Consider the following 18,758-nt stretch of genomic DNA (forward strand, 5'->3'; position numbering starts at 1 on the left):
GGTTCCTAGGGGTTTCCCAGCGGCGGGATGACCATATAGCTGCGGTTATGGGTTAACTTCGTATTTGGCTAAGTCGGCTTTTACCTGTTCCAAAAATTGACGCGATCGCTCTAAATCCGCCCTAGCACGTTCCAGCTTTTCAGATGATATCACAGTTGGGGATTGGGAAACTTGAGCCGATTCAGGAGTTTGGAATCGCACCTGTCCGATAGTAACAATACTATCATCCCGCAAAATAGCCTGTACAGTGAGTTCATTTTCCCCAGAAAATTCCCCCAAATCAATAATTTCTTTAAAGCCACTAATACTGGCGCTTGGTGCGTCAGGGTAAACCCTGGCGACATCAGGACGAGAATCACTGACGGAAATAGTTTTAACAATCTTTTCCCCCTGTAGGATTTCCACAGCAATAGCGGGTAAAGTTTTACCCAATACCCAACCGGAAAATTCAATTTCCGCAGAGTTAAGTTTAGCTTCGGCTTGGGGTCTATCAATCATAAAACCCAGCAGGGACTCACATTCCTCTTTAGGGACTAAGACAACTTCCAGAATGTGAACTTCTTTGTTTTTAGCCATTAGTAAATAATTAATCAAAAATCAGAGTTGTCAGCATAGACTATGATATTATATCATATCTATGTAGGTATTATGGCGATCGCTCCTGTTGCGCTTGCACCATCATTTTGACTATATCAGGCATTTTAACCTGAGCCTCCCATCCTAACTTATGTTTAGCCTTAGCGGGGGAGGCGCGACCGACAGCGATATCTGTAGGACGGTAGAGGCTTTGGTCAGTTTCGACAAAATCTTCCCAGTTTAGACCGACACAATCAAAAGCAGTTTTGACAAAATCCTCAAGAGAGTAAGTTTCCCCGGTAGCGATCGCATAATCATCAGCTTGTGGCTGCTGAAGCATCAAATACATGGCCTCGACATACTCAGGAGCCCAACCCCAATCTCGCTGCACGGAGATTCTACCCAAATATAGTTTATCCTGATTTCCAGAGGCGATCGCACAGGCTCCATGAATAATTTTCTGAGTCACAAACCGGGAGGGTCTCAGGGGGGACTCATGGTTAAATAGTATTCCAGAACAAGCAAATAAACCATAGGCTTCGCGATAGTTAGCGACTTCCCAAAAGGCGGCGGACTTAGCGACCGCGTAGGGACTGCGAGGACGAAAGGGGGTATTTTCATCAGCAGGTTCGCCGTAGGTATCACCAAAACACTCACTAGACCCAGCATTATAGAGTTTAATAGGTGCGCCAGTAAATCGGATCGCTTCTAAGAGGTTGAGGGTTCCCCCAGCGATACTATCGAGGGTTTCCACAGGTTGGTCAAAGGATAGACCCACGGAACTCTGACCCGCCAAGTTATAGACTTCCTGTGGTTCAACCTGGGTCAAAACTTGAAGAACACTACGAAAGTCGGTGAGAGACATGGAATATAATTTCACTCGGTCATAAATTCCCAACCTTTTCAAGTTCCGAAATGATGACATCTGTGCATCACGGGAAGTACCATATACGGCATAGCCTTTATCTAACAGCAGTGAGGCTAAATAGGCTCCATCTTGTCCAGATATTCCACAAATTAGCGCTTTTTTCATATAGCAGGGTGGGTCAGACTACCAAATATAGATAATAACCGAATCATCATTATTCTAGTGCGTAGGGTGCGTCAGAGGGATAACATATCGGGTTAACGGCCAATTTGGTTCATCTGACGCACCACGGCACCACCCCCATATCGTGGTCAAGAAACCGGGTTTCTCAGGGGAAACGGTGGGGCGGGTTTACCACAACCTGGGTGGGGAATTGAGAATTGACGGCCGAGGCGCGCCCCTACAATTAATAATTAATAATTATCACCCTCGTAGGGTGCGTCAGAGGGATAACCTATCGGGTCAACGGCCAATTTGGTTCATCTGACGCACCACCCATATCGTGGTCAAGAAACCCGGTTTCTCAAAGAAACCGGGTTTCTCAGGGGAAACGGTGGGGCGGGTTTACCACAACCTGGGTGGGGAATTGAGAATTGACGGCCGAGGCGCGCCCCTACAATTAATAATTAATAATTATCACCCTCGTAGGGTGCGTCAGAGGGATAACCTATCGGGTCAACGGCCAATTTGGTTCATCTGACGCACCACCCATATCGTGGTCAAGAAACCCGGTTTCTCAAAGAAACCGGGTTTCTCAGGGGAAACGGTGGGGCGGGTTTACCAAAACCTGGGTGGGGAATTGATAATTGACGGCCGAGGCGCGCCCCTACAATTAATAATTAATAATTATCACCCTCGTAGGGTGCGTCAGAGGGATAACCTATCGGGTCAACGGCCAATTTGGTTCATCTGACGCACCACCCATATCGTGGTCAAGAAACCCGGTTTCTCAAAGAAACCGGGTTTCTCAGGGGAAACGGTGGGGCGGGTTTACCACAACCTGGGTGGGGAATTGAGAATTGACGGCCGAGGCGCGCCCCTACAATTAATAATTAATAATTAATAATTATCACCCTCGTAGGGTGCGTCAGAGGGATAACCTATCGGGTCAACGGCCAATTTGGTTCATCTGACGCACCACCCATATCGTGGTCAAGAAACCCGGTTTCTCAAAGAAACCGGGTTTCTCAGGGGAAACGGTGGGGCGGGTTTACCACAACCTGGGTGGGGAATTGAGAATTGACGGCCGAGGCGCGCCCCTACAATTAATAATTAATAATTATCACCCTCGTAGGGTGCGTCAGAGGGATAACCTATCGGGTCAACGGCCAATTTGGTTCATCTGACGCACCACCCATATCGTGGTCAAGAAACCCGGTTTCTTTGAGAAACCGGGTTTCTCAGGGGAAACGGTGGGGCGGGTTTACCACAACCTGGGTGGGGAATTGAGAATTGACGGCCGAGGCGCGCCCCTACAATTAATAATTAATAATTATCACCCTCGTAGGGTGCGTCAGAGGGATAACCTATCGGGTCAACGGCCAATTTGGTTCATCTGACGCACCACCCCCATATCGTGGTCAAGAAACCCGGTTTCTTTGAGAAACCGGGTTTCTCAGGGGAAACGGTGGGGCGGGTTTACCACAACCTGGGTGGGGAATTGAGAATTGACGGCCGAGGCGCGCCCCTACAATTAATAATTAATAATTATCACCCTCGTAGGGTGCGTCAGAGGGATAACCTATCGGGTCAACGGCCAATTTGGTTCATCTGACGCACCACCCATATCGTGGTCAAGAAACCCGGTTTCTTTGAGAAACCGGGTTTCTCAGGGGAAACGGTGGGGCGGGTTTACCAAAACCTGGGTGGGGAATTGATAATTGACGGCTGAGGCGCGCCCCTACAATGAATAATTAATAATTAATAATTATAGCACAAGACAGAAAAGTTAGGACGTATAATGGCAAGGATATCTACATATAGCACAAGACAGAACACTTAGGACGTATAATGGAGAGGACGAGATGACTAAGAAGACCCAAAATGCCAGCCCCCTATAGTTACGACCTCAGACAAAAAGTTATTGATGCCATTGAACTAGACGGTATGCCCAAAACAGAAGCCAGTCAAGTTTTCCATGTCAGCCGGAACACCATTAATCTCTGGCTGCAAAGAAAAGCACAGACCGGAGACTTCCTCCCTAAACCTCATCACCGACCTGGCAATAACCACAAAATTACCGACTGGCAAAAATTCAAGGCTTTTGCCCAAGAGCATGGCGACAAAACAGCAGCTCAAATGGCTGAACTTTGGGATGACGACATCTCTCCTCGCACCATATCCAGAGCCTTGAAGAAAATTGGCTGCACCAGAAAAAAACTTACGGCTACCAAGAACGTTGGAAGCAACAGCGAGAGGAGTTTATGGCTCAGATTGAACAGATGGAGCCACAAGAAGTGGTCTACCTCGATGAAGCCGGCATGAATAGTCAGGACTCGGATTACCCTTATGGTTACTGCGAGGAAGGAAAACGCTTCCATGCACTCAAATCAGGGAAGAGGCAGGGCAGGGTAAGTATGATAGCCGCATGGTGTCATCAACAACTCTTAGCTCCCTTTAGCTTTGAGGGTTGTTGTAATCGGACAGTGTTTGTTTGAGTTGTGGTTGGAGTTCATCTTAATTCCAACATTGAAGCCAGGTCAGACTCTAGTATTGGACAATGCAACGTTTCATAAAGGGGGACGGATTGCTGAACTGGTGGAGGCAGCTCAATGCCGTTTACTCTATCTTTCGCCTTATTCGCCAGACCTCAACAAGATAGAGAAATGTTGGTCGTGGCTGAAAGCCCGTATTCGCCACTGCACGTGAGCAGTTTGATTCTCTCCATGATGCCATGGATTCCGTTCTCCAAGCTGCGTCCTAACCACCTTGACTAATGCTATACGTCCTAACTTTTCTGTCTTGTGCTATAGCTCTGAACAAAGAAGGACAAAGCAGCGGTTGGTATCGCTGTGCCACTGACAATGTGGGCATCCACACCAGGAGCCGTGTGAGGTGAAAATCTCAAGCACGGTTTTGAATGGGAGGGGATGGAGGTGACTCCATTCTCGACCCCTACCCGATTTGTTACAGAGCGTGTTGACCTTGGGTTCCCTGCCTAATTTTGGTATCTTGGGATACAAAACTTAGGGACATATAAACAGTTATGGGGTCGGTCAGGAGTGCGTTCCTTGTATTCCGCCTAGGGGATGAAACCCCCACCAGGCGGCTATTTCAGGTATTTCAACCCTATTTCATGCCTGAAGGTTTCGCACTTATGACTTGACTTGTTTCTGGGTTTCATCCTCAGTTTAGGAAATCAGACCAGATATTAGTTGACTAAGTTCTCCTTGTGTTTGAGTTTGCTGTTGGCTGAGTTCCTGAATTTGATTAAATTGTGTTAACAACGATTCGATCTGCTCTTGTAAATTATTCCAGTTTTCCTCAAGGGATGGTAGTAATTCTTCATAGAGATTAGCGCGACCTTGAATTTCAGCTAACGTTTGTTTTTGTTTAATCCAACTCTGTTCTTGGGCTTCTAGTTGCTGACGTTTCTGTTCCTGTTCAGTTTCTTGTTGGGACAATTGCGCGTCCGTGTTAGAAATTTCAGTTTTTAATTGTTCCGTGCGATCGCGCAACTGCTCAAGTTCACTTCGGCTGGCTTGCTGCTGTTTTTCAATAGCAGCCAGAATTGACGGAAAGCCAAGAGCAACCCCCATATCAACAGTTCCGGCGCTACCTTGTCGTTGTAGCAAAACCGCTTGATACTGGTTCATGTGGTCTTCCCTTTCCCCCAAAGTCCGACGCTGTCCTTCTAGGGTTTTATTCAGCATTTGATAGGCATCTTGTTCATCGGCTAGATCCGATTCTTTCTGAGCGCGAACGCTCCCAGAAGCCCGATTAATTTCCTGTTGAAGTTCCTCAATTTCCTCTTGTTTGTATTTGAGTTCCTCTTCTTGTTCTTTAACCATGCGGAACCATCGATCCCATTCTTCCTGCAAGCGTTGAACTTCCGCCTGTAGTTGTTCAATGGGCATTTTCTGCAAGGGTGCCGTATCTACCTTAACTCCAGAAGTGGAACGACTAGCAACCGACTCAGAAAGACGTTGCAGTTGCTCTAACAGGGCCTGTCGGTATTCAATATTTTGTTCTAATCGCTGAATTTGTTGTTCATTGAATTCCAACAGATTTTGGCGGGAGTTCAGTTGTGCCCGATCATTTAACAACGTGATGTGGGACTGATGCCATTCTGACCACTGATGGCGCAGTGTAGTCACTTGGTCTACCTCCTGCTGCAACTCAGAAGCACGGTTGCGGTGTTCTTCCATTTGCTGACGGTAGGTTTGTCCTACAGAGATGCCATCATTGATCTGGTTTTGGGCTCGCTCTATCAATTCTCTGAGAGACTCGATAGAGTTACCACCTGAGAGTAGCTCCAGAAGTGCTTGCATTTCTTGGGCTTTTTCTGGGCTTAATCCTTTATGGGTTTCCAGTTCTGCCCGCTGTTCCTCAAGCGATCGCTTTTCTTCTTCAAGTTGCGATCGGCTACTCTCAACTTCGTGGCGAGCCTTGTCTATTTCAGCTCGCAGTTTCTCCTCTTGTTGTTTGCTCCTTTCCAGGCTCTGTCGTTGTTGTTCGAGCTTATCGAGTTCAGCTTCCAGATGATCCATCTGTTCTCGCCGAGATTCCATTTCCATTTCTCGGCGATTTAGTTCTTGTTCTCGGCGATTTAGTTCTTGAGTTTGGTAGGTGAGGGATTCTTTCCACTGTTCGATTTCTTCTTGTTGATTTTTGAATCTGTCTTGCAATCGGGAAAAATCTTCAAGAATTCTGACCAGTTTTTTGCCGTCCTCGATGCGCTGAACTTGTTTGCTGGCATTGAGTTCGACTAACACTAGAGCGCCATCCTTATAGCTGTTGGCATCCTCCGCCGGAACCAGATCGTCCCCCGGTACGGCGCTCCAATTGTTCTCGCCCCGCTGACAAACCAGCAACTTGAGTTCAGCCCGACCGCCACCTATAAAACCACTTTTCTGCTTTTGTACTTCCGCTAAATAAAGCACGGTGATTATCCTCTGATGCTGTTTAAGCTTTATTCCTAGGTTTAATCATATTCTGGTTTTCGATGTTAACAGTGGGTTGTTGACTGACCTTTAGTGAGGTACTCCCGACACTGATGCCAGATTATGGTGCGGGCTTCTCCCACAAGCTCGTGTATTACCACCGCTTATCGGGTTCGAGCCTTTTATAGTGAGTATTCCGCCTAGCCCCACTATCCAATATTTTCTCCAAATGTGACGATAGCAGTCCCCGCTGGTTATAATTACGCTTGAACATGGTAGCACACACCGCACCAATTCATCTGACCCGATCACAATGGAATGGGCTATCTGGAGCGCTGGAGTATCACAATATTTAAGTTTACCCTACTTTTGACCAAAGCTAATGGGATACAAGCCCCGCAGCAATTCTCATTTTGGCGAAAACCTGTTCAAGTCCCCGATTAGGGGTCGAGAATGGAGTCGCCTCCATCCCCTCCCATTCAGAACCGTGCGTGAAAGTTTCCCTTCACACGGCTCCTAGTTTGACTGCTCCATTGTTAAGGACACAGCGTTGGCCTTGTCAAGTGCCGTCTTATCGTCGCGGGTGTGGCGGTGTAATAGCTGAAGATTTTTGTATTCATCCTTTCCACCGAGGCTTCGAGGTACAATGTGGTCTACTTCAATTAGGTCTGATGGGGTAAAGTATTGCCCACACCAGGTACACTTGCCTTTTTGCTTTTTGAGTAGTTTTGCTACCCTAATTGGCGTGTCGATTGCTTGTCCTTTTCTGGTTGCCCAGTAAGTCCAGTTTCCGTCGTATGGTGTTGCATCAGGGCGTATTGTGGTATGTCTGACAATCGGAGTCCAATTATGTTTCCATAGTTGAAATCCATCTTTAGTCTTGAATAACCAAGATTCATGTCTTTCTTTCCCATTGCTAAGTTTAACCGTTCCTTGTTGGAAGTAGTTTCCTAGCTTCTCGTAGTTTGCCTTTCTGCATCTTGATACTGTCCATGCCCGTAACATTAACCAGACTGTTATGTTATCCAGTTTATTGAATGTCTCAGATGAGACTACCCCTGAGTAGTAGTTTGACCATCCCTTTATACTTGGGTTTAGTTTGCTTATCAGAGCTGATTGGGGTGCTGTTTTATGTTGTTTTATTACACCCTTAATTACTTCTGTATGAGCTTTAACTGCTTTATTGCTGGGTTTGATGTGGGTTTTGAACCTTTTTTGACTTTTCCCAGATTTATATTTTCCTACCGGATATTGCCTAACATTGAATCCTCAAAAATCAAACCCAGGTTCCTCAGTCTTGCCGTTGTACTCAATGGGATTGAGTGTGTAGCAAATTCGAGTCTTTTCAGGTTTTATTTCTAGTCCAACAGGTTTTAGCCACTCGGAAATAGCAGTTTTGCACTGTTCAATGATTTCTAGTGATGGGGATATCACAACAAAGTCATCAGCGTATCTTATAACAGTAGCTTGTGCTCTGTTTGCTTTCTTGGGATACATTGTTTTTATGAGCCTAACCATGCCATCCAGTGCGATGTTGGCGAGTATTGGACTTATTACCCCTCCTTGAGGTGTCCCTGATTCTGTATCCTCAAATACACCGTTGTCTAGCACCCCAGCTTTGAGCCATTGTTTCAGGTCTTTCTTGAGGTTGCTTGGACAATGAATTTTGGACAGTAGGTAATCATGGTTTATTCGGTCAAAGCATTTAGCTATGTCCGGTAGGGGTCGAGAGGGAAGTCGCCTTCCCCCACTCCCATTCAAAACCGTGCTTGATACTTTCGCATCGCACGGCTCCTGATGTAGATACCCCTTGGCAACGGGAACAGAGTTACCAACCCCTGCTTTTGTACTTCAACTTTTGGAGCTAAATACAACATCGTAGTGTTTAAACTCGCTTTCGCCGTTAAACTCCTGTTGATTGCAGTAACTATATCTACACCGTGACTAGTGGGCATATCCTATCCTAACCATTACAATTAGGCTTTGGCTTTCAGTCACATCCCTTCCCCTTAAAGGCATACGATTACACTTTCACTACTCAACAAGATGTACTTGTCGAGAGCCTAAAAGGGGTTTAAACGTTCCGTTTATACGGGCATTCCATCTTTAGATTTGTCCTATCCACCGGGGTACATTAAAGGTCTGTGCACAACTTTCGTTGCTTCTGGGTAGTATATACAAACCCCCACTTTTCCCCTTGTTCTTTTGAACGCAGCGTGTCAACCTATTTCGCTACTTTATATTGACGATGGTTCAAGCCGGACATTCGGTTTCCCTAATCATGGATGGTTGGCAGTGGTCTCGTTTCTGGTGTTGGGTTACACCTCGGAACCTTCCGTTCCCCGCTTCAATCTGACGGGTTGTGAATCCTGAAACTGGGGGTGGCTATCGCCGTTACTCTCAACGTCCTGATTTCTCAGTTTGTTTATGACCTTGAGTCCCCTGCCTTGCTTAGATTTCTCCAAGCGTCGGGACATATAAACAGTTATGGGATGGTCAGGAATATGAATTCCTTATATTCCACCAAGGAGTGAAAGTCCCATTAGGAGGTTATTTCGGGCATCGCAGCCCTATTTCACTCCTAAACGTTTCGCACGAATCCAGTATATAATAACCTCCTTTGTTTATATAGTATTAGTCAAGGTGGTTAGGACGCAGCTTTGAGAACGGAATCCATGGCATCATGGAGAGAATCAAACTGCTCAATGCAGTGGCGAATACGGGCTTTCAGCCACGACCAACATTTCTCTATCTTGTTGAGGTCTGGCGAATAAGGTGGTAGATAGAGTAAACGGCATTGAGCTGCCTCCACCAGTTCAGCAATCCGTCCCCCTTTATGAAACGTTGCATTGTCCAATACTAGAGTCTGACCTGGCTTCAATGTTGGAATTAAGATGAACTCCAACCACAACTCAAACACTGTCCGATGACAACAACCCTCAAAGCTAAAGGGAGCTAAGAGTTGTTGATGACACCATGCGGCTATCATACTTACCCTGCCCTGCCTCTTCCCTGATTTGAGTGCATGGAAGCGTTTTCCTTCCTCGCAGTAACCATAAGGGTAATCCGAGTCCTGACTATTCATGCCGGCTTCATCGAGGTAGACCACTTCTTGTGGCTCCATCTGTTCAATCTGAGCAATAAACTCCTCTCGCTGTTGCTCATCACGTTCTTGGTAGCCGTAAGTTTTTTTTTCTGGTGAAGCCAATTTTCTTCAAGGCTCTGGATATGGTGCGAGGAGAGATGTCGTCATCCCAAAGTTCAGCCATTTGAGCTGCTGTTTTGTCGCCATGCTCTTGGGCAAAAGCCTTGAATTTTTGCCAGTCGGTAATTTTGTGGTTATTGCCAGGTCGGTGATGAGGTTTAGGGAGGAAGTCTCCGGTCTGTGCTTTTCTTTGCAGCCAGAGATTAATGGTGTTCCTGCTGACATGGAAAACTTGACTGGCTTCTGTTTTGGGCATACCGTCTAGTTCAATGGCATCAATAACTTTTTGTCTGAGGTCGTAACTATAGGGGGCTGGCATTTTTGGTCTTCTTAGTCATCTCGTCCTCTCCATTATACGTCCTAAGTGTTCTGTCTTGTGCTATACTTTGGTAGATTCTGGATATTGCATCGTGGGCTGACCGTCCAGGACGGAACCCATAGCTTGTGCTTTCAAATCTCGATTCCCATTCAGGTTCGAGAGCCGACTTAACCAAGGCTTGCCTTGCTCTATCTTGGATTGTGGGTATTGCACAGTGAGGAATGATTAAGAGAACGGAGGAAGTTGTCCATGCTTCAAATAATAGATAAGTAAGCGAATTGATTTGTACAACATCTCAGTGGACTTGGAATCACACAAAGTTTTGCGATGTAGCCTGGCTAAATAGTGCCTCAGACGGCAGTTTTCTCCTTCTACTCTTGTCATAGCCGTTTTGCTGACTAGATGATTGCAATCCTCAATTAAGCAAGGATAAACTTTGTATCCGTCCGTAATATATAGAAAACCAGCCCAGCCCTGAATCATTTGCCATAATGTGGTAAAAGTCAGCAATGAGCGGTCGCCTATGACAAACTTCAGAATTCCAGGCAGTTTGGTATTCACAACTGTCCAGACCCAGATGGTTTTTTTTTGAACCCACAAAAGTCTGAAGCTCATCAATTTGAGCTATTTCAGGAATTTCATAGTTTGCCTCATCAATGTGGGTTTCTGCAACTCTAACCCAGTTAAGTATTGTGTTGTGAGAAATACCAGTGACTCTCTCAATGGCTCGAAATCCCATGCCATTGAGGGACATTTTCACACAAAGCTCTTTGACATCAGAACTGTAACCTCCAGGACAGGGATTTTCTCGAAATTGGCGACCACATTCACGGCACAGGTAACTCTGTTTTCCCTGACGATGACCATTTTTGACTACTTTATGGCTTTGGCAATAAGGACAATTTATCTTGATTTATTTGAGAATATCATTTTCTATGATGCAACACCTGGATTGTGGGTATTCCTAGAGGGCGTTTTTCATCCCTTCCAGGTTTTGGTATCCACACCCGTCGCAGTGGTTTTGTTTTGAGGTTTCCCTTAATGCTCTCAACAAGCTCAAACCTTGGCCTTGGAGAGATTACTCTTACTCCATCGACTCCAGCCGTTTTCTTGCCTTGATTATCTTGGGGGGCGGGTTTATTAAGCTGACTGTTGGGAAGCATGGCTGACCGTGGAACCCGCCCCTACAGCCGTACTGCTAAGAGTCGGGTTATGGTCGAAAGGGAAGTCACCTTCCCCAACTCCACTTCCAAACCGTACTTGAGACTTTCACCTCATACGGCTCCTAATGTAGATACCCTTTTTGTCACTAGGAACAGGGTTACGAACCCCCGCTTTATGATTCCAACTTTGGGAGCTTGGCATACAACTCGTAGTCTTTAAACTCGCTCTCGTCATATTACTCCTACTTGTCGCAGTCTCTATATCTACACCGTGACTAGTGGGCATATCCTAATCATTACAATTAGGCATTGGCTTTCAGTCACATCCTTTCCCCTCAATGGTATACGCTTACACTTTTCACTACTCCTTGTGAGTAATATTGCTCACTTTTTTGATAAGGAGAACCAATGAGGAGTTTAAACGTTCCGTTTATATGGGCATTCCATCTTTAGACTTGTCCTCTCCACCGGGGTACTTAAAAAGGTCTGTGTAGGTGTTTTATGCAAAACCCTACTTTTCCCCTTGCTCTTTTGAGCGCAGCGTGGCAACCTATTACGCTGCTAAATCATTACGATGGTTCAAGCCAGACATTCGGTTTCCCTAGTCATGGATGGTTGGCAGTGGTCGCATTTGGTAGTAGGTTCTACCTCACGCCTTCCGTTCCCCGCTTCAATCCCAGAATCGTGTATCCTGAAATTGGGGGTGGCTATCGCCTTTACTCTCTACTCCCTGATTTCTCAGTTTGTTTATGACCTTGAGTCCCCTGCCTTGCTCAGATTTCTCCAAGCGTCGGGACATATAAACAGTTATGGGATGGTCAGGATACGAGTCCCTTATATTCCACCAAGGGGTGGAAGTCCCACTAGGAGGCTATTTCGGGCATTGCATCCCTATTTCACTCCTAAACGTCTCGCACGCATAATATGATTTCACCAATAGACGTTGCCACCTTCTAGCCTTTGCATCCTGTCCCGATTTAGCTGCTTGAAATATACTCTTTTGGAGCTTGAAAACTTTCCGTTGAACCTTAGTCCATGGGATTACTTTCCATGCGTTGTTCGTAGTCTTGATTGGTTTTGGTTTCCCAAACCCTTTCTTTAAACTCGCTATCGCCATATATATAGCACTAGTCAATACGGTTAGGACGCAGCCTTGAGAACGGAATCCATGGCATCATGGAGAGAATCAAACTGCTCAATACCGTGGCGAATACGGGCTTTCAGCCACGACCAACATTTCTCTATCTTGTTGAGGTCTGGCGAATAAGGCGGAAGATAGAGTAAACGGCATTGAGCTGCCTCCACCAGTTCAGCAATCCGCCCCCCTTTATGAAACGTTGCATTGTCTAGCACTAGAGTCTGACCTGGCTTCAGTGTTGGAATTAAGATGAACTCCAACCACAACTCAACTCAAACACTGTCCGATTACAACAACCCTCAAAGCTAAAGGGGGCTAAGAGTTGTTGATCACACCATGGGGCCATATAGCTCACCCTGCCCTGCCTCTTCCCTGATTTGAGGGCATGGAAGCGTTTTCCTTCCTCGCAGTAACCATAAGGATAATCCGAGTCTTGACTATTCATGCCAGCTTCATCGAGGTAAACCAACCCTTCCGGCTCGGCTCCATCTGTTCAATCTGAGCAATAAACTCCTCTCGCTGTTGCTTCCAACGTTCTTGGTAGCCGTAAGTTTTTTTTCTGGTGAAGCCAATTTTCTTCAAGGCTCTGGATATGGTGCGAGGAGAGATGTCGTCATCCCAAAGTTCAGCCATTGGAGCGGAGGTTTGATCGCCATGCTCTTGGGCAAAAGCCTTGAATTTATGCCAGTCGGTAATTTTGTGGTTATTGCCAGGTGGGTGATTAGGTTTAGGGAGGAAGTCTCCGGTCTGTGCTTTTCTTTGCAGCCAGAGATTAATGGCGTTCCGGCTGACATGGAAAACTTGACTGGCTTCTGTTTTGGGCATACCGTCTAGTTCAATTGTATCAATAACTTTTTGTCTGAGGTCGTAACTGTAGGGGGCTGGCATTTTGGGTCTTCTGTAGATATCCTTGCCATTATACGTCCTAACTGTTCTGTTTTGTGCTATACCTCGAAGCCTCGGCGGAAAGGATGAATACAAGAATCTTCAGCTATTACACCGCCACACCCGCGATGATAAGACGGCACTTGATAACGCTAACGCTGTATCCTTCACAAGGGAGCAATCAAACCAGGAGCCGTGTGAAGGGAAACTTTCACGCACGGTTCTGAAAGGGAGGAGATAGAGGTGACTCTATTTTCGACCCCTAATAAATAGTGAATCATGTTCAGTAGTCAATGGATGTTTTAGGGGCTATTCATCAGGGTAGTAGCTAGAAGGCTAACTCACTTGACCAGAGGATGAGCAGCCATGAACAGTTATCAATCATGGCTGATTGCTATAATGGATGAAACTGTGCGAGACGTTCAGGCATGAAATAGGGTTGCAATACCCGAAATAACCGCCTGGTGGGGATTTCAACCCCTTGGTTGAATATAAGGAGCGCACTCCTGACCATCCCCATAACTGTTTATATGTCCCGACGATTTGTATCTTTATGATACCAAATCAAGGCAGGGAACCCAAGGTCAAAACGCAAAACCGGAAATCTTAACGATTCCTCAACAATTGCGTCAAGAGTAACGGCGATAGCCACCCCCAGTTTTGGGAATCACAACCCCAGGATTGAAGCGGGGAACGGAAGGCGTGAAGTAGAACCTACTACCAGATGCGACCACTGCCAACCATCCATGATTAGGGAAACCGAATGTCCGGCTTGAACCATCGTAACCATTAAGTAGCGAAATGGGTTGACACGCTACGTTCAAAAGAGCAAGGGGAAAAGAAGAGGTTTTGTTTCACCATCTTCATAGACCTTTAAAAGTACCCCGGTGGATAGGACAAATCTACAGATGGAATGCCCATATAAACGGAACGTTGTAACCCCTTTTAGGCTCTGATAATCTGGTCGAGAAAGTCAGTAGTGAAAAGTGTAGTGTAAGCGTAAGCCTATTAGGGGGTGAGATGTGACCAGAAGCCAATGCCCGACTGTAATGCTAGGGATATGTTAACGGGTCACGGTTTGATTGTACAAGAATAGAGTCTAGTAGGAGTTACTATGACGAAAGCGAGTTTAAAGAAAGGATTTGAGAAATCAAAACCAATCAAGACGTGCGTTTGTATCGAAAGCTATTCCATGGGCGAAAGTTCAGAGAAAAGTTTTCAAGCTCCAAAAGAGGATATTTCAAGCAGCTAAATCGGGACAGGACGCAAAGGCACGAAGGTTGCAACGTCTACTGGTGAAGTCACATTATGCCCGACTCTTAGCAGTGCGACGAGTGACTCAAGACAATCAAGGCAAGAAAACAGCCGGTGTTGATGGAATGAGAGCAATCTCTCCAAGGCAAAGGTTTGAAATTGTTAAGAACATCAAGGGAAACCTCAAAGCAAAACCACTGCGACGGGTGTGGATTCCAAAACCTGGAAGGGATGAAAAACGCCCCCTGGGAATACCTGCTATCCAAGACAGAGCAAGGCAAGCCTTGGTTAAATCGGCTCTCGAACCTGAATGGGAATCGAGATTTGAAAGCACAAGCTATGGGTTTCGTCCCGGACGGTCAGCCCACGACGCAATATCCAGAATCTTTCAAAGTATAAACAAAGGAGGTTATTATATTCTGGATTCGTGCGAAACGTTTAGGAGTGAAATAGGGCTGCGATGCGATGCCCGAAATAACCTCCTAATGGGACTTTCACCCCTTGGTGGAATATAAGGAATTCATATTCCTGACCATCCCATAACTGTTTATATGTCCCGACGCTTGGAGAAATCTAAGCAAGGCAGGGGACTCAAGGTCATAAACAAACTGAGAAATCAGGACGTTGAGAGTAACGGCGATAGCCACCCCCCCCCCAGTTTCAGGATTCACAACCCGTCAGATTGAAGCGGGGAACGGAAGGTTCCGAGGTGTAACCCAACCCAACACCAGAAACGAGACCACTGCCAACCATCCATGATTAGGGAAACCGAATGTCCGGCTTGAACCATCGTCAATATAAAGTAGCGAAATAGGTTGACACGCTGCGTTCAAAAGAACAAGGGGAAAAGTGGGGGTTTGTATATACTACCCAGAAGCAACGAAAGTTGTGCACAGACCTTTAATGTACCCCGGTGGATAGGACAAATCTAAAGATGGAATGCCCGTATAAACGGAACGTTTAAACCCCTTTTAGGCTCTCGACAAGTACATCTTGTTGAGTAGTGAAAGTGTAATCGTATGCCTTTAAGGGGAAGGGATGTGACTGAAAGCCAAAGCCTAATTGTAATGGTTAGGATATGCCCACTAGTCACGGTGTAGATATAGTTACTGCAATCAACAGGAGTTTAACAGCGAAAGCGAGTTTAAACACTGCGATGTTGTATTTAGCTCCAAAAGTTGAAGTACAAAAGCAGGGGTTGGTAACTCTGTTCCCGTTGCCAAGGGGTATCTACATCAGGAGCCGTGTGATGCGAAAGTATCAAGCACGGTTTTGAATGGGAGTGGGGGAAGGCGACTTCCCTCTCGACCCCTACAGATATAGCGAAATGTTTTGACCGAATAAACCATGATTATCTACTATCCAAAATTCATTGTCCGAGCAGCCTGAAGAAAGACCTGAAACAATGACTCAAAGCAGGTGTGCTAGATAACGGCGCATTTGAAGATACAGAAACAGGGACACCTCAAGGAGGGGTAATAAGTCCACTCCTAGCTAACATTGCACTGGATGGCATGGTTAGGTTAATTGAGAAACTGTATCCGAAAAGTACCAATGGTAAACCTTATGCCACGGTAATAAGATACGCCGATGATTTTGTGGTCATATCCAAAGACTTAGGAATCATTGAACAGTGCAAAACTGCTATTTCCGAATGGTTAAAACCTGTTGGACTAGAAATAAAACCTGAAAAAACTCGAATTTGCCACACACTCAATCCTATTGAGTACAATGGTAAAACAGAAAAACCAGGGTTCGACTTTCTTGGATTCAATATCAGGCAATACCCGGCAGGAAAATATAAATCTGGGAAACTTGGGGGAAGAAGAAAAGGAGGCTTCTTATTTAATAAAACCCCCCACAAACTATTAGGATTCAAAACTCACATAAAACCCAGCAACAAAGCAGTTAAAGCCCATACACAAACGATTAAAGGTGTAATAAAACAACTTAAAACAGCACCTCAATCAGCCCTGATTAGCAAGCTAAACCCGGTAATACGGGGATGGTCAAACTACTACTCAGGGGTAGTCTCATCAGAGACCTTCGTTAAGCTAGACCACACAGCGTGGCTAATGTTAAGGGCATGGACAGTATCAAGATGCGGAAAGGCAAACCACGAAAAGCTAGGAAACTACTTCCACAAAGGAACGGTTAAACTTAGCAATGGGAAAGAAAGACATGAATCTTGGTTATTCCAGACCGAAGATGGATTCCAACTATGGAAACATAATTGGACTCCGATTGTTAGACACACCCTAATACGCCCTGACGCAACACCATACGACGGAAACTGGACTTACTGGGCAACCAGAAAAGGACAAGCAATCGACACGCCCAACAGGGTAGCAAAACTACTCAAAAAACAAAAAGGTAGATGTACCTGGTGTGGACAGTATTTCGCACCATCGGATATAGTTGAAGTAGACCACATTGTACCTTGAAGCTCAGGCGGAAAGGATGAATACAAAAACCTTCAACTATTACATCGCCATTGTCACGATGATAAAACGGCACTAGATAACGCCAACGCTGTATCCTTAACAATGGAACAATCAGACTAGGAGCCGTGTGAAGGGAAACTTTCACGCACTGTTTTGAATGGGAGGGGGTAGAGGCGACTCTACTCTCGACCCCTAATAGGAGCTAAAAATGTCCAACACTTTGTTAAAACAACTGCGAGATTTTACTATTGTTGTTGCTGATACTGGGGATATCAAAGCTATTCACAACTTTACCCCCCAAGATGCCACTACTAACCCATCTTTGATTACAGCAGCAGCAGGGATGCCAGAATATCAAGGTATTGTTGATGATACCCTGAAACAAGCTCGCGCTGAACTAGGAACCGAAGCGACTCCGAAAGATGTAGCTACCCGAGCCACGGACCGTTTAGCCGTGGCTTTTGGGTTACAAATTCTGGAAATTATTCCGGGTCGCGTCTCGACAGAAGTTGATGCTCGTTTATCTTATGATACTGAAGGCACGCTCGCTACAGCTCGTTATCTGATTTCTGAATATGAATCCCACGGTGTTTCACGCGATCGCATTTTGATTAAAATTGCCTCAACTTGGGAAGGAATTCGCGCCGCCGAAATCTTGGAAAAAGAGGGAATTCACTGTAATCTTACCCTATTATTTGGATTTCATCAAGCTGTAGCCTGTGCTGAAGCTGGAGTGACGTTAATTTCTCCTTTTGTAGGTCGCATTTTAGACTGGTATAAAAAGAAGACCGGACGGGAAAATTATGCCCCTCATGAAGACCCTGGGGTGCAATCTGTTACCCAAATTTATAACTACTACAAAAAATTCGGCTATCCCACGGAAGTGATGGGAGCGAGTTTCCGTAATATTGGCGAAATCACTGAACTGGCTGGCTGTGATTTACTCACAATTTCTCCGAGTCTTCTTGAAGAACTTGATACTAAAACGGGAGATTTACCCCGCAAACTCGACCCCGAATTAGCTAAATCATCGGACATAGAAAAAATCTCAATGGATGGGTCAACCTTTGCTAAAATGCACAAGGAAGATCCGATGGCTTCCGAAAAATTAGAGGAAGGAATCAAGGGGTTTTCTAAGGCTTTAGAATCCTTGGAAGACCTACTCGCCGAACGATTAACTATCCTCGAAAGTTAGGAAACTTTAACCCATGCGGATTAAGAGTTATGACCTGTTGAGGACCCCGATGGAGATGGATTTATCACCCGTAAAGAATGGGCGGGAACCGATCCTGTTTCTCAGGATTTAGATGACAATAAGGATGGTCGGACTACTCCCCCTATCTTACTCCCTCTCCCAGAAGGAGAGGGAGTAAGATAGGGAGTTTTATTACCTGTTTCTCATTGTCCATTGTCAATTGTCAATTATCCATTAGCTATGTTAGAACCTGCACAAACTGTCCAAATTTTTGAAAACCTGCCGGAGCAGATTTTATCGGCCGGAGAGGTAATTTTTGAAGAAGGAGAACCCGGCGATTTAATGTACGGTATTCTTGAGGGGGAAGTAGATTTTGTGGTGAAGGGAAAAGTAATTGAAACCCTGAAAAAGGGGGATGTGTTTGGGGAAGGAGCCCTAGTTCATCCAGAGAAAACTCGCGCCTCTACAGCCATAGCGAAAACTGGCTGTAAACTGGCAACAATGGATGAACGGCGATTTTTATTCGCCATTCAACAGACCCCCCTATTTGCTTTACTGGTAATGAGAAGTTTCTCTAATCGCCTCCGTAATTTAAAGCGATCGCTTTAA

At 45.6% G+C, this 18,758-nt stretch carries 8 protein-coding genes and 8 pseudogenes; 7 read left to right on the forward strand and 9 right to left on the reverse strand.

The window, feature by feature from the left end:
• Positions 1-45 precede the first annotated feature (45 nt).
• Both XZ46_RS06235 and XZ46_RS06240 read right to left on the reverse strand, forming a co-directional pair.
• The gene (locus XZ46_RS06235) at positions 46-576 is read right to left on the reverse strand and encodes a hypothetical protein (RefSeq protein WP_008055722.1); all 531 of its coding nucleotides are present in this window, start codon (positions 574-576) and stop codon (positions 46-48) included.
• A gap of 70 nt (positions 577-646) precedes the next feature.
• A complete protein-coding gene (locus XZ46_RS06240; RefSeq protein ID WP_008055721.1) occupies positions 647-1,609 on the reverse strand; it encodes a GDP-mannose 4,6-dehydratase in 963 nt (320 codons plus the stop codon).
• Between the two features lie 1,878 nt (positions 1,610-3,487).
• Here XZ46_RS06240 and XZ46_RS31850 point away from each other — a divergent pair.
• Positions 3,488-4,367, forward strand: a pseudogene (locus tag XZ46_RS31850) (IS630 family transposase).
• A gap of 427 nt (positions 4,368-4,794) precedes the next feature.
• Here XZ46_RS31850 and hmpF read toward each other — a convergent pair.
• From hmpF to XZ46_RS06275, 4 genes and pseudogenes are all read right to left on the reverse strand, one after another.
• The gene (gene hmpF, locus XZ46_RS06250) at positions 4,795-6,546 is read right to left on the reverse strand and encodes a pilus motility taxis protein HmpF (protein ID WP_006620975.1); all 1,752 of its coding nucleotides are present in this window, start codon (positions 6,544-6,546) and stop codon (positions 4,795-4,797) included.
• 516 nt (positions 6,547-7,062) lie between these two features.
• Positions 7,063-8,262, reverse strand: a pseudogene (locus XZ46_RS37775) (group II intron reverse transcriptase); the annotation flags it as partial.
• Between the two features lie 931 nt (positions 8,263-9,193).
• A protein-coding gene (locus XZ46_RS31860) for an IS630-like element ISAtsp1 family transposase (protein WP_157883426.1) occupies positions 9,194-10,070 on the reverse strand; the annotation gives its coding sequence in 2 pieces (ribosomal slippage) (positions 9,194-9,739 and positions 9,741-10,070; 876 coding nt in all).
• 225 nt (positions 10,071-10,295) lie between these two features.
• Positions 10,296-10,983 (reverse strand): annotated as a pseudogene (locus XZ46_RS06275) (IS1 family transposase).
• Here XZ46_RS06275 and XZ46_RS34985 point away from each other — a divergent pair.
• Entirely contained in the window at positions 10,885-11,100 is a 216-nt protein-coding gene (locus XZ46_RS34985) for a hypothetical protein (protein WP_162198534.1), read from the forward strand. The pseudogene XZ46_RS06275 and the gene XZ46_RS34985 overlap by 99 nt on opposite strands.
• On the opposite strand, the pseudogene XZ46_RS37780 reads toward XZ46_RS34985, so the two are convergent.
• From XZ46_RS37780 to XZ46_RS31875, 3 genes and pseudogenes are all read right to left on the reverse strand, one after another.
• Positions 11,018-11,197 (reverse strand): annotated as a pseudogene (locus XZ46_RS37780) (HNH endonuclease); the annotation flags it as partial. The gene XZ46_RS34985 and the pseudogene XZ46_RS37780 sit on opposite strands and share 83 nt — an antisense overlap.
• 907 nt (positions 11,198-12,104) lie before the next feature.
• Complete coding sequence (locus tag XZ46_RS06285; protein ID WP_048894957.1) at positions 12,105-12,350, reverse strand: reverse transcriptase N-terminal domain-containing protein; 246 nt, start codon at positions 12,348-12,350, stop codon at positions 12,105-12,107.
• Positions 12,351-12,373: 23 nt separating this feature from the next.
• A pseudogene (locus XZ46_RS31875) lies at positions 12,374-13,259 on the reverse strand (IS630 family transposase).
• A gap of 58 nt (positions 13,260-13,317) precedes the next feature.
• On the opposite strand from XZ46_RS31875, the pseudogene XZ46_RS38225 reads away from it, so the two are divergent.
• From XZ46_RS38225 to XZ46_RS06315, 5 genes and pseudogenes are all read left to right on the forward strand, one after another.
• Positions 13,318-13,497 (forward strand): annotated as a pseudogene (locus XZ46_RS38225) (hypothetical protein); the annotation flags it as partial.
• Between the two features lie 873 nt (positions 13,498-14,370).
• Positions 14,371-14,938: pseudogene (locus XZ46_RS06300) on the forward strand (reverse transcriptase N-terminal domain-containing protein); the annotation flags it as partial.
• A gap of 888 nt (positions 14,939-15,826) precedes the next feature.
• A pseudogene (locus tag XZ46_RS36335) lies at positions 15,827-17,074 on the forward strand (group II intron reverse transcriptase); the annotation flags it as partial.
• A gap of 88 nt (positions 17,075-17,162) precedes the next feature.
• Positions 17,163-18,149, forward strand: a complete 987-nt coding sequence (locus XZ46_RS06310) for a transaldolase (protein WP_006670669.1) — start codon at positions 17,163-17,165, stop codon at positions 18,147-18,149.
• A 240-nt stretch (positions 18,150-18,389) separates the two neighbouring features.
• Positions 18,390-18,758: a cyclic nucleotide-binding domain-containing protein gene (locus XZ46_RS06315; protein WP_006616710.1), complete on the forward strand. Its 369-nt coding sequence runs from the start codon at positions 18,390-18,392 to the stop codon at positions 18,756-18,758.

Origin of the sequence: Limnospira indica PCC 8005, from assembly GCF_000973065.1 — a bacterium.
GTDB classification, from domain to species: domain Bacteria; phylum Cyanobacteriota; class Cyanobacteriia; order Cyanobacteriales; family Microcoleaceae; genus Limnospira; species Limnospira fusiformis.

Excerpts from the sequence above, each read along its gene's own strand:
- XZ46_RS06235 (WP_008055722.1), bottom strand. The coding sequence starts at position 576 with ATGGCTAAAAACAAAGAAGTTCACATTCTGGAAGTTGTCTTAGTCCCT.
- XZ46_RS06285 (WP_048894957.1), bottom strand. The coding sequence starts at position 12,350 with ATGGCGATAGCGAGTTTAAAGAAAGGGTTTGGGAAACCAAAACCAATC.
- XZ46_RS06310 (WP_006670669.1), top strand. The coding sequence starts at position 17,163 with ATGTCCAACACTTTGTTAAAACAACTGCGAGATTTTACTATTGTTGTT.
- XZ46_RS06240 (WP_008055721.1), bottom strand. The coding sequence starts at position 1,609 with ATGAAAAAAGCGCTAATTTGTGGAATATCTGGACAAGATGGAGCCTAT.
- XZ46_RS06315 (WP_006616710.1), top strand. The coding sequence starts at position 18,390 with ATGTTAGAACCTGCACAAACTGTCCAAATTTTTGAAAACCTGCCGGAG.